The sequence below is a fragment of the Longimicrobium sp. genome, assembly GCF_036387355.1.
GTDB lineage: Bacteria > Gemmatimonadota > Gemmatimonadetes > Longimicrobiales > Longimicrobiaceae > Longimicrobium.
In genome coordinates this window covers 1-22,148 of the sequence record NZ_DASVTX010000317.1, presented here as the reverse complement: position 1 = coordinate 22,148, position 22,148 = coordinate 1, and the positions used below count along the sequence as shown (strand labels likewise).

Here is a 22,148-nt window from a genome sequence, read left to right as displayed (position 1 = left end):
CTGGGGTGTGCCCCCTCTCCCACATCTGTTCGTGGGAGAGGGTGGACGCGTCTCAGCGCGGACGGGTGAGGGCCACAGCCCGCGGCACGCTCCAAACTCCGGCCCCGCGTACTTTCGTACTTTCGTACTTTCGTACTTTCGTACTCTCGTACTTTCGTACTGCCGTTCCGCACTCACGCACCCAGCACTCACGCACTCCCTTGCCCTCCCCCGCTCCCGACCCGTCCTCCCTCCGCTCCGCGTGGTTCCTCGCGCTCGCGCGGCGCTACGTGCGCCGGCGCATCGCGCGGGGGCTGGACGGGCTGTACGTGGCGGGGCTGGACGCGGCGCGCGACGCCGCTCGGCGCGGGCCGGTGATCCTGGCCGCCAACCACGTGGGGTGGTGGGACTCGTTCCTCGTCATTGCGCTGGACGAAGCGCTCGGTACGGAAGGGTACGCCCTCATGGACGCGGAAAGCGTGCGGCGCCTCCCCTTCTTCGCGCGGCTGGGCGCGCTGCCGCTGGACCGCTCCGGCGGCGCGCGCTCCCGCGCCGGCCTGCGCGCGGGGGCCGGCCGGCTGGACCGCCCCGGCCGCGCACTGTGGGTGTTTCCGCAGGGCCGCCACCGCCCCGCGCACCTGCGGCCGCTCGGCTTTGAGCCCGGCATCCGCCTGCTCGCCCGCTGGGTGCCGGACGCTGCCGTCGTCCCCATCTCCATCCAGTACGCCTGGGGCGACCAGCCCGGCCCCGCCGCCTACGCCCGCCTGGGCGCACCCGTGGCGGCTTCCGGGCTGGATCTGAACGCGCTGGAAGCGGAGATCGTGGAGGGCCTGGCGCGCATCGACGGCGCGGTGGACCGCGGCGAGGCGGGCTTCATCCCCCTGGTCGCGGGGCGCACGGCGTCGCCGGAAGGCGGCCTGGGCGCGCGGCTGCTCGGCGGGCGGGAGGCGGCCCGTGGCTGACGCGCTCATCGTCGGCGCCGGGGTGGGCGGGCTCTCCGCCGCCATCGCCCTTGCCGCCCGCGGCCTCCGCGTCCAGGTGCTGGAGGCCGGCCCGCGCCCCGGCGGCAAGATGGGGATTGCCGTCATCGATGGCGTGGAGGTGGACACGGGGCCCAGCGTGCTCACCCTTCCCGACACGCTCGACCGCACGTTCCGCCTCGCCGGGACGTCGCTGGCGGATGAACTGACGCTGCGCGAGCCGGAGCCCGCCTTTCGCTACCTGTATCCGGACGGCGTGTCGCTGGACGTGCACGCCCGGCCCGAGGCCACGCTGCGCTCCGTCCAAGCGACGCTGGGGCGCGCGGCGGCGGACGAGCTCGCCGCCTTCCTGGCGTACGCCGGGCGCATCTGGGACGCGGCGGCGCCGCACTTTGTTCACGGGCCCGCGCCGTCCATGGCGTCGCTGGCGCGGGGCGGCCTGGGATCGCTCGCGCTGCTCCCCCGCATCGATCCGCTGCGCACCATGTGGGGCGCCATCCGCGCGCGCGTCCGCGATCCGCACCTGCGCTGGCTGCTGGCGCGCTACGCCACGTACAACGGCTCCGACGTGCGCCGCGCCCCCGCCACGCTGCACTGCATCGCCCACGTGGAACTCACGCTGGGCGGGTTCGGCGTGCAGGGCGGGATGTATGAGATCGTGCGCGCGCTGGCCCGCGCGGCGGAGCGGCTGGGCGTGCGCATCGACTGTGATGCGCGGGTGGACGGCCTGCTGGTGCGCGAGGGGCGCATCCGCGGCGCGCGGACGGCGGACGGGCGCGAGTGGGCGGCGGACGCGGTGATCGGCAACGCGGACGCGGCGCACGTGCTGGGCGACCTGCTCCCGCGCGCGTCCCGTCCGCGGCGGGGCGCGGCGCCCCCCTCCACCTCCGGCTGGGTGGGCATCCTGCGCGCACGGCGGCGGGAAGCGATGGACGCGCGGGTGGCGCACACCGTCCTTTTCCCGGGCGAGTACATGCAGGAGTTCGCCGACATGTTCGACCGCGGACGCCCCCCCGCGGATCCCACAGTCTACCTCTGCGCCCAGGAAGCCTGCCACGGCCGCGCGGGATGGGCGGACGACGAGCCGGTGTTCGTGATGGCCAACGCCCCCGCGGAGCCGGCCGGGGGATCGTCCCCCGCCACCTGGGACGCACTGCGGGGTACGGTGCTGCGCCGGCTGGACGCGGCGGGGCTGCGGGGCGCCGGGGACGGGCTCGTGTGGGAGCGGACGCCGTCCGCGCTCGCGGAGCAGTTCCCGGGCAGCCGAGGCAGCATCTACGGCGCGGCGAGCAATTCCGCGCTGGCCGCCTTCCGCCGCCCCGCCAACCGTGTGCCGGGCGTGCGGGGGCTGTACCTTGCGTCGGGGAGCGCCCACCCGGGCGGGGGCGTTCCGCTCTGCGTGCTTTCCGGCCACGCCGCGGCCGCCGCCCTGCTGGCGGACCGCGGCGCATCCGTTGACCGGTGATGGAGAGGGAAGTGGATCGATCGATGACGACTGGCATTCCCGGCGCGCCGGGACGATGGTTTCGCGGGCTGCTGATGGGCGCGCTTCCGTTCCTGCTCGGCGGGGCGGGGACGGCGGCGCCGGGGGCGTCGTGGGAGGGGCGCTACGCGATGGAGATGCGCATCGGCACGGTGACGCGCGTCCCCGTCGTGGGCTCGGAGCGCAGCGTGACGCGCACCCTGCTGCTGGTGGACATGCGGCGCGACGGGGCGCGGTGGATGCAGCGGCAGACGGTGTGCGACGTGCGCATCGAAAGCCCGCGGATGCGGATGACGGTGCCCGCCGCCTTTGTGCGCGGCCTGCCGCCGCGCGAGTACACCGGGGTGGTGCAGGGCCCGGCGGACCGCGCCACCTACACGGCGGACCTGGGCGAAGAGGCCATCGGCTACGACCCCGCGGTCACCGGCGGCGCGCTTCCGCGGGACGGCTCGGCCCGCGGCGTGGTGGACAACGACGGCGACGGCCGGCCGGGCGCCACGGTCATCGGGCACTTTCCCCTCTTTGGCCGCGTGCGGCTGTTCATCGCGCAGCGCTCGCACCTGGTGCTGCACGGCCGGCAGACCGCGGCGGACCGCATTGAGGGTTCGCTGGAGATCCGCACCATGGAGCAGCGCACGCTGGGGGCGGACAACCGCTTCTTTCGCCGCACGCTCCCCATGCAGGCCGACGCGGCCACCAGCGGCTTCGTGATGGTGCGCACCGCCGCCACGGACTGCGCCGGCGTGCGCCGTGATTCCGGGTCGCTGTTCCGCTGATCTTTTCGCGCCAACGGACGGGAGGTGGAGATGGAGGGGACGTACGAGTTCGACGGGGCGGAGGTGCGCGCGCTGGTGGAGGAGTCGCGCGCGGCAAAGGAGCGGGTGATGACGGAGGCGCAGCGGCTGATCGCGGCCGGCGTGGACCTGGGCGGCGACCCCGCGGAGTGGGACGGCGAGGTGGACCACCCCGGCACCGGCGCCCCCGCCGGCCTCTGGCTCATGAACGACCGCGGCGTGTACCTGCGCAGCAACGCCGGCAAGCGCGCGGCGGACAGCGTGGCGTACGCGGCGGGCTACCGCAGCGAGGGCGCCGTGGGCGGCGAGCCCGTCTGCGAGTTCATCGACGCCGCGCAGCTGGACCCGGTGCGCGAGGGCGACACGCTGGTCATCGCCCTGACCGAGCAGAAGGTGCGCATGTCGCTCCGCCGCCCGGGCTGACCGCCGCAGTCGCAGGCACGATGGACGAAAGAAACCGCCCGGCGGCACGATCGCGTGCCGCCGGGCGGTTTTTATTCCGCGGATGCGGATGCGGAGCGGCTCAGGCCACCGCCGCCGCGGCGCGCTGCTTCTGGATGGCCAGCGTGGCCTGGAACGCCTTGAACGCCATGACGGTGATGGCGCACCAGATGATCAGGCGAACGACGTTGAACTCGCCCGCCGCCAGGGCCAGCACCTGCGAAAGCACGGTGAACGCGGCGTACGCGGTCAGCAGCCCCGCCGCCACGCGGCTGTGCAGGTGCTGAAGCGCCGCGGCCAGACCGCCCAGCAGAATGGGGTCCAGGTACCACAGGGGCACGTCACCGCGCACCATGAAGCCCAGAATGCCGGTGAGCACCGCGACGATGTAGAAGCGCCGCGCCGTCAGGGTGATGGCCTCCAGCCCTTCCTCGTGCTGCACGGCCTGCACGGTGCGCGTGGGCTGCGGAGCGATGGCCGCCGGGCTCGCGTTCCTGTCGAAGATCGCGAATGCGTTGGCCGCGCCGCCGGGGCGCACCGGCTCGCGATGGGAATCGTGCGATCCGTCCGGAAGCGCAACCCACTGCAGAACGGGATTCAGAATTCCGCAGGACGGGCAGGAACGGGCGGAAGCCGCGGTGGGCTTTCCGCAGTCGCGGCAGTGCTGCATGGGAAAGGGGGAGGCGCGAAGTTGGCGGATTGGGGGGAAACAGACGTTCTCACCAAGATGGAGAGATCTCCGCGATCCAGCAACCCTGCGCTTCTTGGCGGCTGTTGTGCGTGCGAACGGCCGTCAACTCCAGCCGCCGATGAACTCCTCCACGCCGGGGTCGTCCGCGGGGGAGCGGGTGCGCGCGGCGGCAGCCATGTGCGCGGCGCGCGCGGCGAGTGCGTCCGCTTCCGCTCCCGTGCTGGCGCCCGCGCGCTCGTGCAGCAGGCGCGCGTACGCGGCAATGCGCAGCGGCTCGCCCAGCATCTGCGCGGCCGTTTCCGCGTCCACGCGCGGCACCACGGCGCCCATGGGCCCGAGCAGCGCCCGCTCCGCGCCGGCGATGGCGGTCAGCGTGGCCTGCGTGCGGCCCGCCTTTCGGTCGCCGGCCACGGATGCCAGCGTGCGCGTGAGGTCGCGCATGAGGCGCAGAAGCTGGTCGCGCTGGGACGATCGGATCATCGTGGATCGCGTGGAAGAAGCCGGGTTCAGCGGCGGCGGAGGCCGGCTGCGGCCCACACCCAGCCGATGAGCGCAAGCTGCAGCGGCATGCGCAGCAGGAAGAGAGTCTGCGCCAGGGTAGATGCGCCGGACGCATGGGCGTTCAGGTACATCTGCCAGTTCGCGGGCGCCACGGCCACCAGCAGCAGGACGAGCCCGATCCCCGCCGCGCGCCGCAGGCGCGGCACCAGCAGCCCCACCCCGCCCGCGATCTCCGCGACGCCGCTCACCAGCACCAGGCCGCGGTGCCACGGCAGCCACGTCGGCATGATGGCGGCGTACTGGTCCGGGATGACGAAGTGCAGCACGCCCGCCACGACGAAGATGGCCGCCAGCAGCCCCCGCGACGCGCGGCGCCGGGACGAGTCGGGGGTGGCTGAGGGGTGCGTGTTCAGATCGTGTTCCCGGTGGAATGGAGGGGTGGGGTACGCCCGCGGGCCGTGGCCCTCACCCGGCCGGCCCTCACCCGGCCGCGCTGAGACGCGTCCACCCTCTCCCACGAACAGATGTGGGAGAGGGGGCACACACCAGGCCGGCGCGGCAGGCGGGGAGCGGTGCGCTACGCTGCCGCATTTCGCAGGACGTCCGGGTTCTTGGCGGCAGCCTCCAGGAGGCGCATCGCGGGATGTTCGGGGTCACGCCGGCCCTGCTCCCACTCGGCAAGCGCATGCACACTGATGCCGAGCGCCCCGGCGAACTGCTCCTGCGTCATGTTCGCCCGCGCCCTGACCTCCCGCGGGTCCGGCTCCCCGGCAAAGTGAATCTGCTCGGGAGGAAGATTGATCTCCCCGCGCAGGTGGGCCACCGCATCACGGAGCCCATCGGCCAACTCGTCCGCCAGTCGCTTAGTCATCGGCCAACTCCTGGTTGGGGCTGAGGCTGGGGTGCGGCCGCGGGCTGTGGCCCTCACCCGTCCGCGGCCCTCACCCGGCCGCGCTGAGACGCGTCCACCCTCTCCCACGAACAGATGTGGGAGAGGGGGCACACACCAGGCCGGCGCGTCAGGCAGGAACGGTGCGTGGTCAGGAGTCGAGCGCATCGTCCGTCACGGCGCGGGTGATCTGGTTCAGCACGCCGGGCAGATCGTGGAAGACCTGCTCGTTCGGGAAGCGGATGACCCGGATCCCGTGCGTCCGGAGAACTTCCGTGCGCTGCTCGTCGCGCTCCCGCTGGCCCTCGTGCACGCCGCCGTCCAGTTCCACGCAGAGGCGGGCGTCGGCGCAGTAGAAGTCCAGCACGAAACCGTGCAGGGGGTGCTGGCGGCGGAACTTGAGGCCGTTGACGGCGCGGCCGCGCAGCAGGCGCCAGAGCCGCTGTTCGGCGGGGGTGGCGGAGTTGCGCAGGTGTTTGGCCTGCGCGCGAACCTCGGGTGAGCTGTCCCTGCGCTGGCGCATGGATTCCGCCTCGGGCTGGGGTGTGCCCCCTCTCCCACATCCGTTCGTGGGAGAGGGTGGCGAGCCTAAGCGAGCCGGGTGAGGGCCACAGCCCGCGGCCACCCGAATTCTCGCAGCCGACACCCAAGTCTACACCCCGTCCATCTCGTCCGGAAGGTGTGGCGGGAAACGGGTCCGGAGGCTGGCCCAAACTGCGCTTTCCGCCCGTCCCCGCACACCCCGGCCGATCCAATCCTTACACGCCGCGCGCGGGCTTACTGCACCACGCGCCGCACCTCGCCCACGCCCACCGCCGCGCCGCCCCGCCGCGGGTCCGCTACCCCGCTCTGGTACCCGCTCGGCAGGATCACGATGGAGTTTTCATCCCCCTGGAACCCCTGCCGCTCCGCCACGTTGTGCCCCATCCCGCGCAGCCGCTGCGCCGTGGCCGCCGTCAGCCCGCCGCGCTCGTAGCGCAGGGTGTCGGGGAGGTGCTGGTGGTGCAGGCGCGGGGCGAGCGTGGCCGTCGCCACGTCCATCCTGAAGTCCACCACGTTGCTCACCACCTGCGCCACGGAAGTGATGATCGTGGACCCGCCCGGCGTCCCCGTTACCAGCAGCACGCGGCCCGTGGGGTCCAGCACGATGGTGGGGGTCATGGCGGAGAGCATCCGCTTGCCCGGCGCAATGGCGTTGGCGCGCCCCTGCACCAGCCCGAACTGGTTGGGAACGCCCGGCTTGCTGGTGAAGTCGTCCATCTCGTTGTTCAGCAGAAAGCCCGCGCCCGCCACCGTCACCAGGTTGCCGTACAGCGAGTTGAGCGTGGTGGTGACCGCCACCGCGTTGCCCGTCCCGTCCACGATGGAGTAGTGCGTGGTGTGCTCGCCCTCGTCCGCGGCGCCCAGCCCGGGCGTGACCTCGGCGGAGGGCGTGGCGCGGTCGCGGCGGATGGTGCGGCGCCGCTCCGCCGCGTACGCGTCGCTGGTCATCCGCGCCAGCGGCATCTGCACGAAGTCCGGGTCGCCAAGATACGTGTTGCGGTCCGCGTACGCCCGCCGCGCCGCCTCGGTGAACAGGTGCGCGTGCTCCGCGGACAGGTAGCCCATCCGGCGCAGGTCGTAGCCCTCCAGGATGTTCAGCAGCTCCGCCATGGTCGCCCCGCCGCTGCTGGGCGGCGGCATGCTGATGACCTGGTGCCCGCGGTAGCCGAACTGGATGGGATCGCGCCAGACGGCGCGGTACCGCCCCAGGTCCGCCGCCGTCATTATGCCGCCGCCGCGCCGCATCTCCGCCTCTACCAGTTCCGCCGTGCGGCCCCGGTAGAAGCCGTCCGCGCCCTCCGCCGCAATGCGCCGCAGCGTAGCCGCCAGGTCCGCCTGCACCAGCCGGTCGCCCACCCGCGGCGGCGTGCCGTTGGGGAGAAAGATGGCGGAGGTGGCCGGAAACAGCTTGAGCCGGTCTTCCATCGTCCGCAGCGAGTAGGCGAGCCGCTCATGGACGACGAGCCCGTCTGCCAGGTTGATGGCCGGCTCCAGCAGCGTGGCCCAAGGGAGCGACCCGAAGCGGCGGTGCGCCTCCCACATCCCCGCCACGGAGCCGGGGACCCCCGCCGCCTGGTGGCCGATCAGAGACAGGCTGTCGGACACGTTGCCCAGCGAATCCAGGAACATGTCGGCGGTGGCGGCCATGGGCGCCATCTCGCGAAAGTCCAGCGAGGCCGTGGTGCCGTCCTTCATCCGCACCACCAGAAACCCCCCGCCGCCGATGTTGCCGGCCTCGGGATTCACGACGGCGAGGGCAAAGTGGGTCGCCACCGCGGCGTCCACCGCGTTGCCGTTGCGGCGCAGGATCTCGGCGCCCACCTCGCTGGCCACACGGTCGGTGCTCACCACCATCCCCCGCGACGCCAGCACCGGCGCAATGCGGCCGCGGGGAAAGTCCCACCCCGGCGCAAAGGTGATGGTGTCGTCCGCGGCGGCCTCGGCGCGCACGGGGCCGGCGGGGCCGCAGCGGGGCAGCGCCAGCAGGGCAGGGAGCAGAAGCAGGGCGCGCGGACGGATCATGGCTCGCAAAAGGGGTCTGGTCGCGAAGGTGGCGGCGCGGTACGTTGGGTCCAAAGTACGGAAGCGGGGCACCCAGGCAAGCGGCGGGGCGGGGCGGACGCACTCTTGCGTGGCCCCACGGCCCGGCGCACGTTGGCTCCGCGCCCTTTTATCTGCCCTTTCCGAGCTGTGCGCAACGGATGACTCCCAGGCCGCCGCTGGACCCCCGGCTCACTGAGCAGCGCAACCCCGCCACCGCGGAGATCGACCGCCTTTCCGCGCTGGAAATCGCCCGTATCATCAACGACGAGGACCAGAAGGTCGCCCCCGCCGTGGGCTCGCAGCTGGACGCGCTGGCCCGCGCCATCGAGATGGCCGAAACCGCGTTCCGGCGCGGCGGGCGCATGTTCTACGTGGGCGCCGGCACCAGCGGCCGGCTGGGCGTGCTTGACGCGTCGGAGATGCCCCCCACCTACGGCACCGAGCCGCGCATGATCCAGGGGATCATCGCCGGCGGCTACACGGCGCTGCTCAACGCGGTGGAGGGCGCCGAGGACAGCCGCGAAGAGGGCGGCAAGGCGATGGACGAGCACGGCATCGGCCCCGACGACTTCGTGTTCGGCATCGCGGCCAGCGGCAGCACGCCCTACGTGCACGGCGCCCTGACCCGCGCCAAGCAGCGCGGGGCGCGGACGGGGTTCCTGCTCTGCACGCATCCGGAAGAGTGGATGCTGGCCGTGTACGACGTCGTGATCGCCCCGCTGGTGGGCCCGGAAGTGGTCACCGGCAGCACGCGGATGAAGGCGGGGACGGCCACCAAGATGGTGCTGAACACCATCACCACCGGCGCCATGATCCGCATGGGCAAGGTGTACGGCAACCTGATGGTGGACCTGCGCGCCACCAACCTGAAGCTGCAGGACCGCAGCGAGCGCATCCTGATGGAAACGCTGGACCTGGAGCGCGACGAGGCCCGCGCCCTGCTGGAGGCGTCCGGGGGCAGCGTAAAGCTGGGGATGGTGATGCACTGGACCGGCGCGGACCGCGACACCGCCGCCGCGCAGCTGGCCCGCACCGGCGGCCGCATCGGCGACGTGCTCAAGGGGGATTCGCGGTGAGCATTCTGTTTGATCCGCGCACCTTTCCCGAGCGCCCGCCAAGCGAGGTGGAGTGGGAAGACATTCTGCTGCGGGTGGAGATCGCGCCGCGCGCCCTGCGCGTGGCCATCGACGACGTGGCGCCGGGGCACCCGGGGCTGTCGCCGGTGCTGCAGACGGCGGTGCTGAGCGAGCGCATCCTTCACCTGCAGTTCGAGGCGCTGGCCGCGGGCGAGGACAGCCCGGAGATCGCCGGCATCGAGGGGATCGGCACCGACCCCGCCACGCTGGCGGACGACTTCGTGCGGCTCCGTTCGCGCACCTTCGCCATGGTGCAGCGGCGCGGGCTGAACGTGTGGGAGTGGCGGGTGCGCGGCGGCGCGTTTGACGGCGCGACCTCGTACCAGCTGCTGCAGGCCACCGCCGCGGCGGACGGCGCCTGGCTCAAGGCCATCCGCTCCATGACGGGGACGCCGTGACGCTGCGGGTGATCGGGTTGATGTCCGGCACCTCGCTGGACGGCATCGACGCCGCCCTGGTGGAGATCGACGGCACCACCACGGACGACGTGGCCGTGCGCATGACGGGCTTCGTGTCCGTCCCCTTTACCGACGCGCAGCGGGCGGCCAGCCACGACGCCATCGTGGCGGGGACGGCGGAGGCGCTGTGCGGGCTGCACGCGGACCTGGGCGAGTGGCTGGCGGACGCCGCGCTGCGCGTCTGCACGGAGTCCGGGGTTCCGGTGGAATCCGTCGATGCCATCGGATCGCACGGGCAGACGGTGTGGCACCGCCCCGCGGCGGACGGGCGGCGCGGGGCCACGCTGCAGCTGGGGGACGCGGCGACCATCGCGGAGCGGACGGGGCGGCCCGTGGTGCACGACTTTCGCCCGCGCGACGTGGCGGCGGGCGGGCAGGGCGCGCCGCTGGTGCCCTGGGTGGACCAGCTCCTGTTCTCGCTCCCGGACCGGGCGCGCGCGCTGCAGAACCTGGGCGGCATCGGCAACGTGACCCGCGTGCCCCGGCGGGGGAGCCCGGAGCCGGTCTTTGCCTTTGACACGGGGCCGGCCAACGCGCTCATCGACGCGGCGGTGGAGATCGCCACGGACGGCAGGCACCGGTTTGACCGCGACGGGCGGCTCGCGGCGCAAGGCACGGTGGACGAGGCGCTGCTGGCGGACCTGCTGCGCCACCCGTACTTCGCCGCGGAGCCGCCCAAGAGCACCGGGCGCGAGGAGTTCGGCCGCCCCTTCGTGGAGCGACTGGTGGAGGTGCTTCGCCCGGAGGGGGACAAGGACTGGATGGACCTGGTCGCCACGCTGACGGAGCTGACGGCGCGCACCGTGGCCGACGCCTACACGCGGTGGATCATTCCCCGCGGGGTGGACGAGGTGGTGCTCACGGGCGGCGGCGCGCGGAATCCCACGCTGGCGGGGCGGATCCGCACGCTGCTGGCGCCTCTCCCTGTCACGGATGGGGCGGCCCTGGGCGTTGATCCGGATGCCAAGGAGGCGGTGGCCTTCGCCGTCCTGGCGTGGGCGCACCTGAACCGCATCCCCGCCAACGTGCCCGCCGCCACCGGCGCCGCCGGCCCGCGGGTGCTGGGGTCGTACACGCCGGGCGCCTGAGAACACCCGCTTTTCCCGAGCCATGCCGCAGACCCATCGTTCCCGCCCGCTCCTTCACGCCGCCCGGGCCGCCTTTGCGGTGGCCGGGACGGCGGCGCTGGGCGCATGCGCGGGTGCCGGGTCCGCCTCGGCCTACGGCCCGCGGCCGCTGGTGAACGACGTGGTGCAGCTGCTGGACGTGTCGGAGCCGTCGCCGGCGTACTACCGCGACCGCGCCCGGCTGGAGGTGCTGGGGCCGGAGCTGGACGCGGTGCTCATCCGGCTCATTGAAGACCCCGGCGTGGACGCCGCGGTGCGCGCCAACGCGGTGGTGCTGCTGGCGGACCGCCGCGCGCCGGGGTCGCTGGACCTGCTGCGCCGCCAGCTCAGCAGCAGCGGGTCCGACGAGGTGCGGGCCGCCGCCGCGCGCGGGCTGCAGAACTTTCTCCCGGACTCCGCCCCCGCGCGCAACGCGCTGCGCGCCGCCGCGGGCGACCCCTCCTCCGCCGTGCGGCTTACGGTGCTGCAGCGGCTGGACGTGGAGGACGCGCCGCTGGTCCGTGCCATCCTTCCGGGCGAGGAGAACGGTCAGGTGCGCACCATCGCCCAGCAGCTGCTGACGCTGCTGGAGGCGCGGGGCGCGCCGCTGGCCCGCGACGAGCGCGGCGACCTGCGCACCACCGGCCCCGCGGACGGGCCCCGCATCGTGTTCCACGCCACGTGGACGGATTCCGTGGCGCAGCTGCAGGCGGGGGCGCTCTGGGTGCAGATGCCGGATTCGCGGCTGGTGCCGCTGGGGCAGGAGGTGGAGGTGGTGGCGGACGTGGTTCCCGGCTTTTTTGACCCCACGCGCACGGTGGTGGTGTACGAGGCGGACCGCGAAATCCGCATGCGCGACCTGCGCTCGGGAACCACGCGCACAGTGGGGCGGGGCGTGGCGCCGCGGGTGGTGCCGTTTACCGAGGAGTTCGTCTTTGTGCGCGAGGTGCCCGGCGCGCGCACGGTGGCGGCGGACGGGGGCGTGCTGATGGAGTACGAAGTGCTGCGCTCGTCCTTTGGCGACGAGGCGCCGCGGGTGATCGGGCGCCTGACGGCCACGTCGCGCACGGAGACGCGCGGCGGCGCCTCGCCGGTGCGGTGGATGGTGGTGGGCGAGGGGCGCGAGGGCTTTGTGCTGCGCGGGCCGGGCATCACCCCATTCCCCCTGGCGGGCCCGTTTGAGCAGGGGGCGCCGCGGCCCTGAGGAGGATGGACCGGGGGTTGCGTCGGCGGCGCCGGGGCGCGGGGAGGCCCGTGTCCCGGCGGCGTGTTTGCGGGGCCGGGGGGACGGACGCGGGATTGCAACCTGAATCGACGAGATGATGCAGAGCGATGGGCTGAACGTTGCGCGGCTGCTGCTGACGGTGGTGCGCTGGAGCGATGAAACGGGGTGGGAGGGGTTCCGCGCGTCCATCGAGCACGGGCTGGAGACCGGGATCGGCGGATTCATCCTCTTTGGCGGCGGCGCGGAGCAGGTGCGGGCGCTCACGGACGAGCTGCACCGCCGCTCGCGCCATCCCCTGCTGATCGCCAGCGACCTGGAGCGCGGCGCGGGGCAGCAGTTCCGCGGCGCCACCCCGCTCCCCCCCGCCGCGGCCATCGGCTGGCTGAACGACGAGGCCATCGCGGAGCGCGCCGGCGAATTGACGGCCCGCGAGGCGCGCGCGCTGGGCGTCAACTGGGTGTACGCGCCCGTGGCGGACGTGGACCTGGAGCCGGAGAACCCCATCATCGGGGTGCGGGCGTTCGGGGCGGAGCCGGACGCGGTGGGGCGGCAGGTGGCGGCCTGGGTGCGCGGGTGCGCGCGGGGCGGCGCGCTGTCGTGCGCCAAGCACTTTCCCGGACACGGCCGCACCGTGGGCGACTCGCACGTGGAGAAGCCGACGGTGCGCGCCTCGCGCGAGCTGCTGGAGCAGGACCTGGCCCCGTTCCGCGCCGCGGTGCAGGCCGGCGCCGATTCGCTCATGACGGCGCACGTGGCGTATCCCGCGCTGGACCCGGAGGGCCGCCCCGCCACCCTGTCGCCCAGCATCCTGCGCACGCTGCTGCGCGACGAGATGCAGTTCCGCGGGCTGGTGGTGACGGACGCCATCATCATGGAGGGGTTGACGGAGGGGGGCAGCGAGGCCGAGGCGTCGGTGCAGGCGCTGGCCGCCGGCTGCGACGTGCTCCTGTACCCGCAGGACGCGGACGCGGTGATTCGCGAGGTGCGGGCGGCGATGGAAGACGGCCGCCTTCCCCGCGAGCGGGTGGAGGACGCGCTGCGGCGCACGGCCGAGGCGGCGGAGCGGGTGGCCGGCGCGATCCCGGACGCCACCGTGGGGCGCGACGAGGACCGGCGGTGGGCGCTGGACATCGCCGTGCGCTCGCTGCGCGTGTGCCGCGGCACGCCGGCCATCCCCGCGGGGCGGGTGAAGCTGGAAGAGGTGGAGGACGACCTGGGCGGTCCGTGGCCTCCGTATCCCCGCGTCGCCTTTCCCGCCGCGCTGCAGGCCGCCGGGATCGAGCTGGCGGAGGACGGCGCGCCGCTGATCGCGGTCTACTCCGACATCCGCGCGTGGAAGGGGCGCCCCGGCATCAGCGCGGCGGCCCGCGCGCGCGTGGCGGAACTGCTGGCCGCGCACCCGGATGCCACCGTGGTCCTGTTCAGCCATCCGCGCCTGGCGGGCGAGCTGCCGGACGCGCGGCACCTGCTGGCCTGCTGGGGCGGCGAGGGGATCATGCAGGAGGCCGCGGTTGCGTGGCTCACGGGGACGGCGGAGGGGATGGTGGGGCTGGGGGGCGGGCTGGACCGGTAGGAAGGGCAGGGGAAAGGGAATAGGGAATAGGGAATAGGGAATAGGAAATAGGGAATAGGGAATAGGGCACGACGGGGTGGGATCGGGGCGTCGGGCGGGGGCGCATGCTGAGGCGGCCCTCTCCCGCCCAGTTCCCTGTCCCGCGAGCGGGTGAGGGGGAGCCGTTCGGCGCCGGAGCACGGTCGGCGCGTCTGGCCGCCCTCTTTGGCGTCGTGCACCCCGGCTGTCCGGGCTCCTCCTCCGCGGCGGATTGGTTTCTGTGCCGGAGCGCCGCCCTCAGGCAGCGGAAGTACTTTCGTACTTTCGTACTTTCGTACTTTCGTACTTTCGTACCTCCCTCCCGCACTCCGCACTCCGCACTCCGCGCTCCGCACTTCTTTCCCCTCCCTCCCCGCCCTTGGTTCCGATATTGCGCTCGGAGTGGCAGCTTCTTCACACCCTACACACTCCGGGACCACCGTGAACCAGCCTCGCCGCGCGCCGTCCATCTTCGACCTGTTCGGCCAGCGCAAGATGGCGGCTCTGCTGCTCCTGGGCTTTTCGTCCGGGATGCCGCTGTACCTTACCAGCAAGACGCTGCAGGCGTGGATGACGGTGGAAGGCGTGGACCTTTCCACCGTGGGCAAGGTGAGTTGGCTGGCCCTGCCGTACTCGCTCAAGTTCCTGTGGGCGCCCATCCTGGACCGCTACGTGCCGCCTTTCCTGGGGCGCCGCCGCGGCTGGCTGCTCATCACCCAGGTGATGCTGGGGCTGCTGATCGCCGGCATGGCGCTGCACGATCCCAGGGACGCGCTGTTCCTGATGTTCATCAACACGGTGCTGATCGCCTTTTTCAGCGCCACGCAGGACATCGCGGTGGATGCGTACGGCGTGGACGTGCTGGAGGAGCGCGAGATGGGCGCGGGCGCGTCGCTCAAGGTGATGGGCTACCGCATCGCCATGATCCTTACCGGCGGCCTCGCCCTGGTAATGGCCAACTCGCTCCCGTGGGCCACGGTGTACGTCATCATGGGCGCCTTCATGCTCGTGGGCGTGCTGGGCACGCTCATGGCGCCGGAGCCGGTGCTGCGCGAAGGCCCGCCCGCCACGCTGGCCAGCGCCGTGGTGCACCCGTTCATGGAGTTCTTTCGCCGCGCCGGGCCGGTGCTGGCGCCGGTCATTCTCCTCTTTACCGTGCTGTACTCGCTGTCTGACCGGCTGGTGCAGAACATGGCCAACCCGTTTCTGCTGGCGAAGGGGTACACGCTGGTGGAGATCGGCACGATCACCCAGGCGTTGGGGCTCGCGGCCACGATCGTGGGCGTGGTGGTGGGCGGCGTGTTCGTCGCCAAGCTGGGCATCAACCGCTCGCTCTGGGTGCTCGCGTTCATTCAGATGGGGAGCAACCTGGCGTACTACATGCTCGCCGTCCGCCCCAAGAGCACCGGCCTGCTTACCGGCGCCATTCTGGTGGAAAATTTCAGCGGGGGGCTGGTGACGGCCGGGTTTGTCGCCTTTCTGATGTCGCTCAGCAGCCGCCAGTTCAGCGCGACGCAGTATGCGCTGCTCAGCAGCCTGATGGCGTTCGGGCGAGACTTCATCGGCGGGTACGCGGGTGACGTGGCACAGAGGTCGGGGTGGCCGGGCTTCTTTCTGATCTCCATCGCGGCGGGGATTCCCGCGCTGCTGCTGCTCCCCATCATCGCCCCGCTCACGCGCGAGAACCCGCGCGGCGCGGCGGAGCACACGGGCGAGGTGACTGACGATCCCGACCTCGCGCGCGGCTGACGGCCGCCGCGCCTTCTTCGCCATCCACCGCACCGTTCAGCCGGCCCGCGCATGCCGCGGGCCGGCTGTCTGCTGTCCGGCGCACGGGGGCGGGGCGCGGGCAGCGCGGGCAACGGATCGCGACGGATTGTGCCTTTGCATCTTGTCGTTCTGCCTTCGCTTCGCCCGTGTCCCCAGGTCCGCGCATTCCGCCGGAGCGGTGCCGCGGCGCCCCGTTTGACCTGCGGGCCCACGCCCCTGAATGGCGGAATGCAGGCGCCCGGTGTAGTACGGATTGCGACGATTAACTCCTAATCATATGTTTGTCTCCGCGGGCGTGGCTCCCGCACCCCTCCTCCTCCCTTTCTGGCAGGTTCCCCATGAAGAGCACCAAGCTGAAGCTGGACCTCGACGCGCTGCAGATCGCCTCGTTCGCCACGCAGGCCTCCGCCGCCGACGCGAAGGGCACCGTGAACGCCAACAGCGATCCCGTGAGCATCACGCTCACCATCGGAACGCTGATTACCCGCCTGCTCTGCACCACGACCGAGTAAGGCCGATGGCGGGAACCGCGGGGTCGCCGTGGTTCCCGTCACCGTTTTTGGGGCAGATGCCCCCCATTCTTGTCCTCCGGACTCCTTCAAAGGACTTCTCGTGACGAACAAGCTCAAGCTGGATCTGGACGCGCTGCAGGTTGCCTCGTTCGCGACGCAGACGCCGGACGCGGACGCGCAGGGCACCGTGGCCGCGCACAGCGATTCCATCGTCATCCTCACCATCACCAGCAGCAGCCTGCTCACGCCCATGCTCCCCGGCGTCAGCGACTGAGAACCGGCGGACCCCCGCCCGCGTTCCCTTTCGTCGCTTCTCCTCGCGCCAGGCGGCACACGCTCGCGGTGGGCAGGGTCCGGGTCCCGCCGTTGGCTTCAGGACGGTGTTCCCCGATTCCGCACCCTTTTGTGAGCCGTACGGCGCCACACCGGGCCGGAAGACCGTTGCGGTCTTCCGGCCCGGTTGGTCTTTTGAGGCCAGCCCTTTTCTTGCAACGATCCCCGCGACCGCCCGTGCGGCGGTGCACCCCCAACCTGGAGCGCGTACGGGATGTGGCGATCGTCGCTGGTTTCCGGAGTTCTTGTCGTTGCCGCGGCGGGCTGCACCGCGGCCCCGCGCACCGCGCCGGAGCCCCGGCCCGCCGCCGCCCCGCGCGCCATGAGTGACAGCGTCGCGGGGGATGGGCGAACGTGGACGCAGCCCGTCATCCGCAACGCGCTTCCCGCCATCCCCGCGCGCACCGGCCCGCTCCGCATCGACCTGCCGTATCCCGGCGAGGGCTACGCCGTTTCCGTCGCGGACAGCAACTTCATCTTCGGCAGCGTGGGCACCGGTGGCGCCACGCTCACCATCAACGGCGCCCCGGTGCAGGTGGCGCCCAACGGTGCCTTTCTCGCATTTCTCCCCGTGCCGCGCGACGGGCTGTACCGGCTGGAGGCGGTGCGCGGGAGCGAGCGCGCCGGCCTGCAGCGCCGCGTCCGGGTGCCCGCGCTGGGGACGGGGCCGGGGGAAACGGGGATCGTCGCGGGATCGGTCACGCCCGCCGGGACGCTGACGGGGGTGGAGGGCGAGCGGATTACGGTGCGCTTTCGCGGCGCCGCGGGCGGGCGGGCGGTGCTGCTGCTCCCGGACGGGCGCGCGGTTCCCCTGGTGGAGCGCCGCGTGGTGGAGCGCGCGGAAGCCTTCATGCAGGAGCGCGCCGTGGCCGCGCGCGAGGTGACGGAGTACGCCGGATCGTTCGCGCTCACGCAGCCCATCGCCTTTCGCGACACCGCCGCGCGCGCCCCGACGCTGGTGGGCGCGGATCCGGGCGCGCGCTCGGCGGTGATCGAGTTCACCCACAGCGGGCGGACGACCCAGCAGCCGCTCGCGCTGGCCTCCGGTGTGCTGCGCGCGGGGGAAACGCGCACGGGCGTGGCGGCCAGCGGGCGCGCGGAGGGGAACGTGATCGGGACGGCGATTCCGGGCTCGGGGACGCCGTACGAGTGGTTCTTTCCCAACGGCACGCGCTTCACCATCGACGGCGAGCGGGAAGGCGCGTACCGCGTGCGCCTCTCGCGCGACCAGTCGGTGTGGGTGCCCGCGGCGGACGTGCGGCTGGAGCCCGCCGGCGCGCCGCCGGTGGCGGGAACAGTAGGGACGGTGCGGCTCGAGCCCGCCGCCGAGTGGACGGACGTGCGCGTGGTGACCAGCGACCGGCTTCCGTTCGAGGTGCACGCGGAAGAGCGCGCGCTGGAAATCCGCGTCTACGGCGCCGAGACGCGCACCAACTGGCTGCAGTACGGGGCGACGGACCCCATGGTGCGGCGGGCGGAGTGGCGGCAGGAGGCGGACGACCGGTACGTGGTGCGGCTGGAGCTGAACCAGCCGGTGTGGGGATGGCGCTCGTTCTGGGACGCGTCGGGCGCGCTGGTCGTGCGCGTGCGGCGCGCGCCCCCGATCGATGCGGGCGCGCCCATGCGCGGGCTGCGGATCGCGCTGGACGCGGGCCATCCGCCGGGCGGCGCCATCGGGCCGACGGGGCTCACGGAAGCGGAGGCCAACCTGGCCATCACCAAGCGTCTGGTGACGATGCTGCGGACGGCCGGCGCCGAGGTGATCGAGACGCGGCCGGACCCGTCGCCGGTGGACCTGGGCGCGCGGCCGCTGCAGGCGGCGCAGCAGAACGCGCACCTGCTGGTCTCCATCCACAACAACGCCTTTCCCGACGGCGTGAACCCGATGGAGAACAACGGGACGACGGTGTTCTACAACCACGCGCCGTCGCTGGACCTCGCGCGGCGGATGCAGGCGGAACTGGTGGCGGAACTGGGATTGCGCGACCTGGGGGTGGCGCGCGCGGACCTGGCGCTGGTGCGGCCCACGTGGATGCCGTCGGTGCTGACGGAAACCATGTTCCTGATGGTGCCGCAGCAGGAGGCGGCCCTGCGCGATCCCGCGGTGCACGAGCGCATCGCCCGCGCGCACTTTCGCGCCATCGAGGGTTACCTGCGGGCACGCGCGGGGCGGTAGGCGGGTTGGGGCCGCAGCGTTTGGGGATGGATTTGGCTTGAGCGGGCTGGTCACCGAGCCCACCGAGCCCACCGAGCCCACCGAGCCCACCGAGCCCACCGAGCCGATCGAGTCCACCAAGCCGATCGAGCCCACCGAGCCGGTCGAGCCGACTGAGCTCACCGAGCCGGCTGAGCCCACCGAGCCGGTCGAGCCGACCGAGCCGGCTGAGCCCACTGAGGCGGCTGAGCCTACCGAGCCGGCTGAGCTCACCGAGCCGGCTGAGCCCACCGAGCCGGCTGAGCCCACCGAGCCCACCGAGCCCGCTGAGCCGCTGAGCCGCTGAGCCGCTGAGCCCGCTGAGCCCGCTGAGCCCGCTGAGCCTGATTAGCCTGCTGAGCCTGATTAGCCTGTTGAGCCCGCTGAGCGAATGAATTCGCCGCAACAACGGCGGAAAGTCCCCCCAAACGGACGGGGGGACTTCACCTGCACGATGGTTCGAGTGCCGGTGGGGTGAGCGAGTGAACTCGCCGCAACAACTGCTGGAAGCCTCACGATACTGCCGTGAGGCTGCTCCGGCCCTGGAGATCAGGTCGGTGCGAATTCTGCCCTCGCACTGAGGTCTCGCTTTTTCCCGCGACAGCGGGGAAGAGGTAAGCGTGCAGCGCGACCGTTTCGCCGCCGCAGGCTCTCCTGAGCGGATGAATCCGCCGCTCGAACAGCGGTAAGCCCCGACTCGTGGCCGCTGTCGCGTCCACGATCGCGGCTTGACCCGACGCGCCGCGGCCGGCGGGCGCGCGCCGACCTGTCCCCCGCGCCGAACGGCTCCCCCTCGCCCGCTTGCGGGAGAGGGGGTTGGGGGGAGAGGGGTGCCTCAGCATGCGCCAAGACTCACCGTCAGCCGCGCACGCACTCTCGTACTTTCGTACTTTCGTACTTTCGCACTTCCGCCCCCGCAATCTCGCTCGATGAAGCTTCCATCCATCCCCCGCGCCCTTTTCGCGGCCCTGGTGCTCGCGGCGGCGGTTCCTCGCCCATCCGCCGCGCAGGTGGCGCCGGACGCGCGATGGTTCACGTTCGATACGGAACACTTTCAGGTGCACTACAGCCCCGGGCTGGAGACGCTCGCCCGGCGCGCCGCAGCCCGCGCGGAGGCGGCGCACGTGCGCCTGGCGGAGGCGTTCGTGGGCCCGCCGTCCGGCCGCGTGCACCTGGTGGTGGCCGACAACATGGACGCGGCCAACGGCAACGCCACCCCGCTGCCGCGCAATCGCATCGTCATCTACGCCCACCCGCCGCTGGAAGAGCCGTCGCTGGCCTTTTCATACGACTGGGTGGACCTGGTGGTCACGCACGAGTTGGTGCACATCTACCACCTGGACTACGCGTCGGGGCCGCTGCGGGGGCTGCGCTCCGTGCTGGGCCGCAATCCGCTGCTCTTTCCCAACCTGTTCCTTTCGCGGTGGACCACGGAGGGGATGGCCACCTACCTGGAATCGCGCCTGACCGGCGCGGGACGCGTGCGCGGCAGCTTTCACGACATGGTGCTGCGGACGGCCATCCTGGAGGACCGCTTCTTTTCCATCGACCGCGTCACCGGCGATCCGGTCAGCTGGCCCGGCGGCAACGCGGCGTACGTGTACGGATCGGAGTTCGAGGACTGGCTGGCGCGCCGCTACGGCCAGGAGCGGGCGGGCGAGTTCGTGCGCGTGGTGGGCCGGCGGCTGATTCCATATCGAGTCGACGACGCCGCCCGCACTGCGTACGGCCAGTCGTTCAGCGATGCCTACACTGAATGGAATGCGGAGCTGGACGCGCGCTACCGCGGCCTGGCGGACTCGCTGCGCCGGGAGGGGATCACCCAGGCGGAGGTGCTGACGCCGTACGGGCGTGCCACGCAGTTCCCGCGCTGGTCGCCAGATGGGTCCCGCATTGCATTTGCCGCCAGCACCGGGCGCGACGAGCCGTCTACGCGCACGGTGGACCTGCAGGGCCGCGAGGAGATCCTGGCCGCGCGGACCACGGTGGGGCCGCTGAGCTGGCGGCGGGACGGACGGTCGCTGGTCACCTCGCAGCTGGACCTGGTGGATCCGTACCGCATGTACGGCGACCTGTACGACGTGCGCGCCGGCGACGCGGACCGGCTGACCCGCGGCGCACGGCTCTCGGAGCCGGACGTGGCGGCGGACGGGCGCATCGTCGCCATCCAGGGCGGCGGCGACACGACGGTGATCGTCATCGCCGGCGCGCGGGGGGAGAACCGCCGCGCCATTACGCGGGGCAATCCGGACGAGCGGTGGACCGCGCCGCGCTGGTCGCCGGACGGGTCGCGCATCGCCGTGGCGCGCGTGCGCACGGGCGGACTGTACGACGTGGTGGTGATGGACACGGACGGCCGCGTGGTGCGCGAACTCACGCAGGACCGCGCGCTGGACATGAACCCCGCGTGGTCGCCGGACGGCCGCTACGTCCTGTTTTCATCCGACCGCACCGGCATCCCCAATCTGTACGCGTACGACCTGCGGGATGGGCGGCTGATGCAGGTGAGCAACGTGACCTCCGGCGCGTTTCAGCCGGACGTGTCGCCGGACGGGCGATGGATCGCGTTCAGCCTGTACCGCGCGGACGGGTATCACGTGGCGCGGATGCCGTTCGATCCTTCCGGGTGGCGACCCGCGCCTCCCGCCACGGGCGACTTCGGCTCGCCCCCGCGCGATGCCGCGGAGTTCACGCGCACGGCGGGCGGCCCGTCGCGCCCCTACTCGCCCTGGCGCACCCTCGCGCCGACGTCGTGGACGCCCACGCTGGTTTCGGATGAAGTGCTGGATGCGGGGATCGGCTTCGGGATCGCGGGATCGGACATCATCGAACGCCACGCCTATGCCCTGAACGCGCTGGTCTATGCGGATGGGCGGACGTCGGCCTCCGCGGGATATCTGTTCCGCGGGCTGGGCGTGCCGGTGATCGGCGCGTCGGCGTTTCAGGAGTGGGACGTGCTTTCCGCAGAGGCGCCGGGCGGGAGGGCGCTGCTGGAGCGGGAGCGTTCCGCGTCGCTGGTGGCCACGGTGCCGCTGCCGCGCTTTCGCTCGTACACGTGGGCGAGCGCGGGGCTGAACGTGCGCGACCGCCATTTCGAGTACCGCGGCTCCGGCCCGGACCTGGACGCGGACCGCGGGGCGGACGTGGGCGCGGTGCTCACTCTGGGGCGCACGACGGCGCGCGGCTTTGCGTACAGCATCAGCCAGGAGCAAGGGTGGCTGGCCGCGGCCACGGTGGAGGGGCGCCGCTACACGGCGGAGGGTGCGCCGGGTGACCCGCGCGGCTACCTGCGGCTGGCGGGGCGCACGCAGGGCTACCGCCCCCTTCGCGGCGGCGGCTTTTCGCGCCACGCGCTCGCGGCGCGGGTGATGGCGGCGGCGGACGTGGGGTCGCGCGCCCCGGGCTTCACCGTGGGCGGGGTGACGGCCAGCAGCATCGCCTCGCCGCTGGGAACCGGAACGGGGATCGGCGCCCGGCCG

Annotated in this window: 21 protein-coding genes; 15 read left to right on the top strand and 6 right to left on the bottom strand. The window is 72.6% G+C overall.

From position 1 onward, the window contains the following. The first annotated feature begins 200 nt into the window (after positions 1-200). The 4 genes from VF665_RS13860 to VF665_RS13845 are packed head-to-tail and all read left to right on the top strand — an operon-like array spanning position 201 to position 3,659. Entirely contained in the window at positions 201-941 is a 741-nt protein-coding gene (locus VF665_RS13860) for a lysophospholipid acyltransferase family protein (RefSeq protein WP_331054026.1), read from the top strand. Then, on the top strand, positions 934-2,424 hold the full coding sequence (locus VF665_RS13855; protein ID WP_331054025.1) for a phytoene desaturase family protein: 1,491 nt from the start codon (positions 934-936) through the stop codon (positions 2,422-2,424). Before VF665_RS13860 ends, VF665_RS13855 begins: the two co-directional genes overlap by 8 nt. 23 nt (positions 2,425-2,447) lie before the next feature. Then, positions 2,448-3,218: a hypothetical protein gene (locus VF665_RS13850; protein ID WP_331054024.1), complete on the top strand. Its 771-nt coding sequence runs from the start codon at positions 2,448-2,450 to the stop codon at positions 3,216-3,218. 30 nt (positions 3,219-3,248) lie between these two features. After that, positions 3,249-3,659: a DUF3085 domain-containing protein gene (locus VF665_RS13845; protein WP_331054023.1), complete on the top strand. Its 411-nt coding sequence runs from the start codon at positions 3,249-3,251 to the stop codon at positions 3,657-3,659. Positions 3,660-3,759: 100 nt separating this feature from the next. On the opposite strand, the gene VF665_RS13840 is transcribed toward VF665_RS13845, so the two are convergent. From VF665_RS13840 to ggt, 6 genes are all read right to left on the bottom strand, one after another. After that, positions 3,760-4,347 carry a hypothetical protein gene (locus tag VF665_RS13840; RefSeq protein WP_331054022.1) on the bottom strand — a complete coding sequence of 196 codons (588 nt, stop codon included), beginning with the start codon at positions 4,345-4,347 and terminating at the stop codon, positions 3,760-3,762. Between the two features lie 123 nt (positions 4,348-4,470). Continuing rightward, positions 4,471-4,848 carry a hypothetical protein gene (locus VF665_RS13835; RefSeq protein WP_331054021.1) on the bottom strand — a complete coding sequence of 126 codons (378 nt, stop codon included), beginning with the start codon at positions 4,846-4,848 and terminating at the stop codon, positions 4,471-4,473. Between the two features lie 26 nt (positions 4,849-4,874). Beyond that, positions 4,875-5,222, bottom strand: a complete 348-nt coding sequence (locus tag VF665_RS13830) for a DoxX family protein (RefSeq protein ID WP_349263132.1) — start codon at positions 5,220-5,222, stop codon at positions 4,875-4,877. A 224-nt stretch (positions 5,223-5,446) separates the two neighbouring features. Beyond that, positions 5,447-5,740 (bottom strand): helix-turn-helix domain-containing protein, encoded by a 294-nt coding sequence (locus VF665_RS13825; protein WP_331054019.1) that lies wholly within the window; start codon positions 5,738-5,740, stop codon positions 5,447-5,449. Between the two features lie 169 nt (positions 5,741-5,909). Continuing rightward, positions 5,910-6,281, bottom strand: a complete 372-nt coding sequence (locus tag VF665_RS13820) for an endonuclease domain-containing protein (RefSeq protein ID WP_331054018.1) — start codon at positions 6,279-6,281, stop codon at positions 5,910-5,912. Positions 6,282-6,535: 254 nt separating this feature from the next. Beyond that, positions 6,536-8,323: a gamma-glutamyltransferase gene (gene ggt / locus VF665_RS13815; protein ID WP_331054017.1), complete on the bottom strand. Its 1,788-nt coding sequence runs from the start codon at positions 8,321-8,323 to the stop codon at positions 6,536-6,538. 179 nt (positions 8,324-8,502) lie between these two features. On the opposite strand from ggt, the gene murQ reads away from it, so the two are divergent. The 11 genes from murQ to VF665_RS13760 all read left to right on the top strand — a co-directional run. Next, complete coding sequence (gene murQ, locus VF665_RS13810; RefSeq protein WP_331054016.1) at positions 8,503-9,420, top strand: N-acetylmuramic acid 6-phosphate etherase; 918 nt, start codon at positions 8,503-8,505, stop codon at positions 9,418-9,420. Beyond that, positions 9,417-9,878, top strand: coding sequence for a hypothetical protein (locus VF665_RS13805; RefSeq protein WP_331054015.1), 462 nt, complete (start codon positions 9,417-9,419; stop codon positions 9,876-9,878). Before murQ ends, VF665_RS13805 begins: the two co-directional genes overlap by 4 nt. Beyond that, positions 9,875-11,026, top strand: a complete 1,152-nt coding sequence (locus VF665_RS13800; RefSeq protein ID WP_331054014.1) for an anhydro-N-acetylmuramic acid kinase — start codon at positions 9,875-9,877, stop codon at positions 11,024-11,026. The genes VF665_RS13805 and VF665_RS13800 overlap by 4 nt, the downstream gene beginning before the upstream one ends. A gap of 22 nt (positions 11,027-11,048) precedes the next feature. Then, positions 11,049-12,248: a HEAT repeat domain-containing protein gene (locus tag VF665_RS13795; RefSeq protein WP_331054013.1), complete on the top strand. Its 1,200-nt coding sequence runs from the start codon at positions 11,049-11,051 to the stop codon at positions 12,246-12,248. Positions 12,249-12,363: 115 nt separating this feature from the next. After that, complete coding sequence (locus VF665_RS13790; RefSeq protein ID WP_331054012.1) at positions 12,364-13,842, top strand: glycoside hydrolase family 3 protein; 1,479 nt, start codon at positions 12,364-12,366, stop codon at positions 13,840-13,842. 459 nt (positions 13,843-14,301) lie between these two features. Next, a complete protein-coding gene (locus VF665_RS13785; protein WP_331054011.1) occupies positions 14,302-15,609 on the top strand; it encodes an AmpG family muropeptide MFS transporter in 1,308 nt (435 codons plus the stop codon). A 359-nt stretch (positions 15,610-15,968) separates the two neighbouring features. Next, positions 15,969-16,142, top strand: coding sequence for a hypothetical protein (locus VF665_RS13780; RefSeq protein ID WP_331054010.1), 174 nt, complete (start codon positions 15,969-15,971; stop codon positions 16,140-16,142). A 100-nt stretch (positions 16,143-16,242) separates the two neighbouring features. Then, entirely contained in the window at positions 16,243-16,416 is a 174-nt protein-coding gene (locus VF665_RS13775) for a hypothetical protein (RefSeq protein ID WP_331054009.1), read from the top strand. 381 nt (positions 16,417-16,797) lie between these two features. Continuing rightward, on the top strand, positions 16,798-18,651 hold the full coding sequence (locus VF665_RS13770; RefSeq protein WP_331054008.1) for an N-acetylmuramoyl-L-alanine amidase: 1,854 nt from the start codon (positions 16,798-16,800) through the stop codon (positions 18,649-18,651). Positions 18,652-18,688: 37 nt separating this feature from the next. After that, positions 18,689-18,976, top strand: coding sequence for a hypothetical protein (locus VF665_RS13765; RefSeq protein WP_331054007.1), 288 nt, complete (start codon positions 18,689-18,691; stop codon positions 18,974-18,976). A gap of 622 nt (positions 18,977-19,598) precedes the next feature. After that, positions 19,599-22,148: hypothetical protein (locus VF665_RS13760; RefSeq protein WP_331054006.1), on the top strand; the 2,550-nt coding region annotated here is incomplete at its 3' end.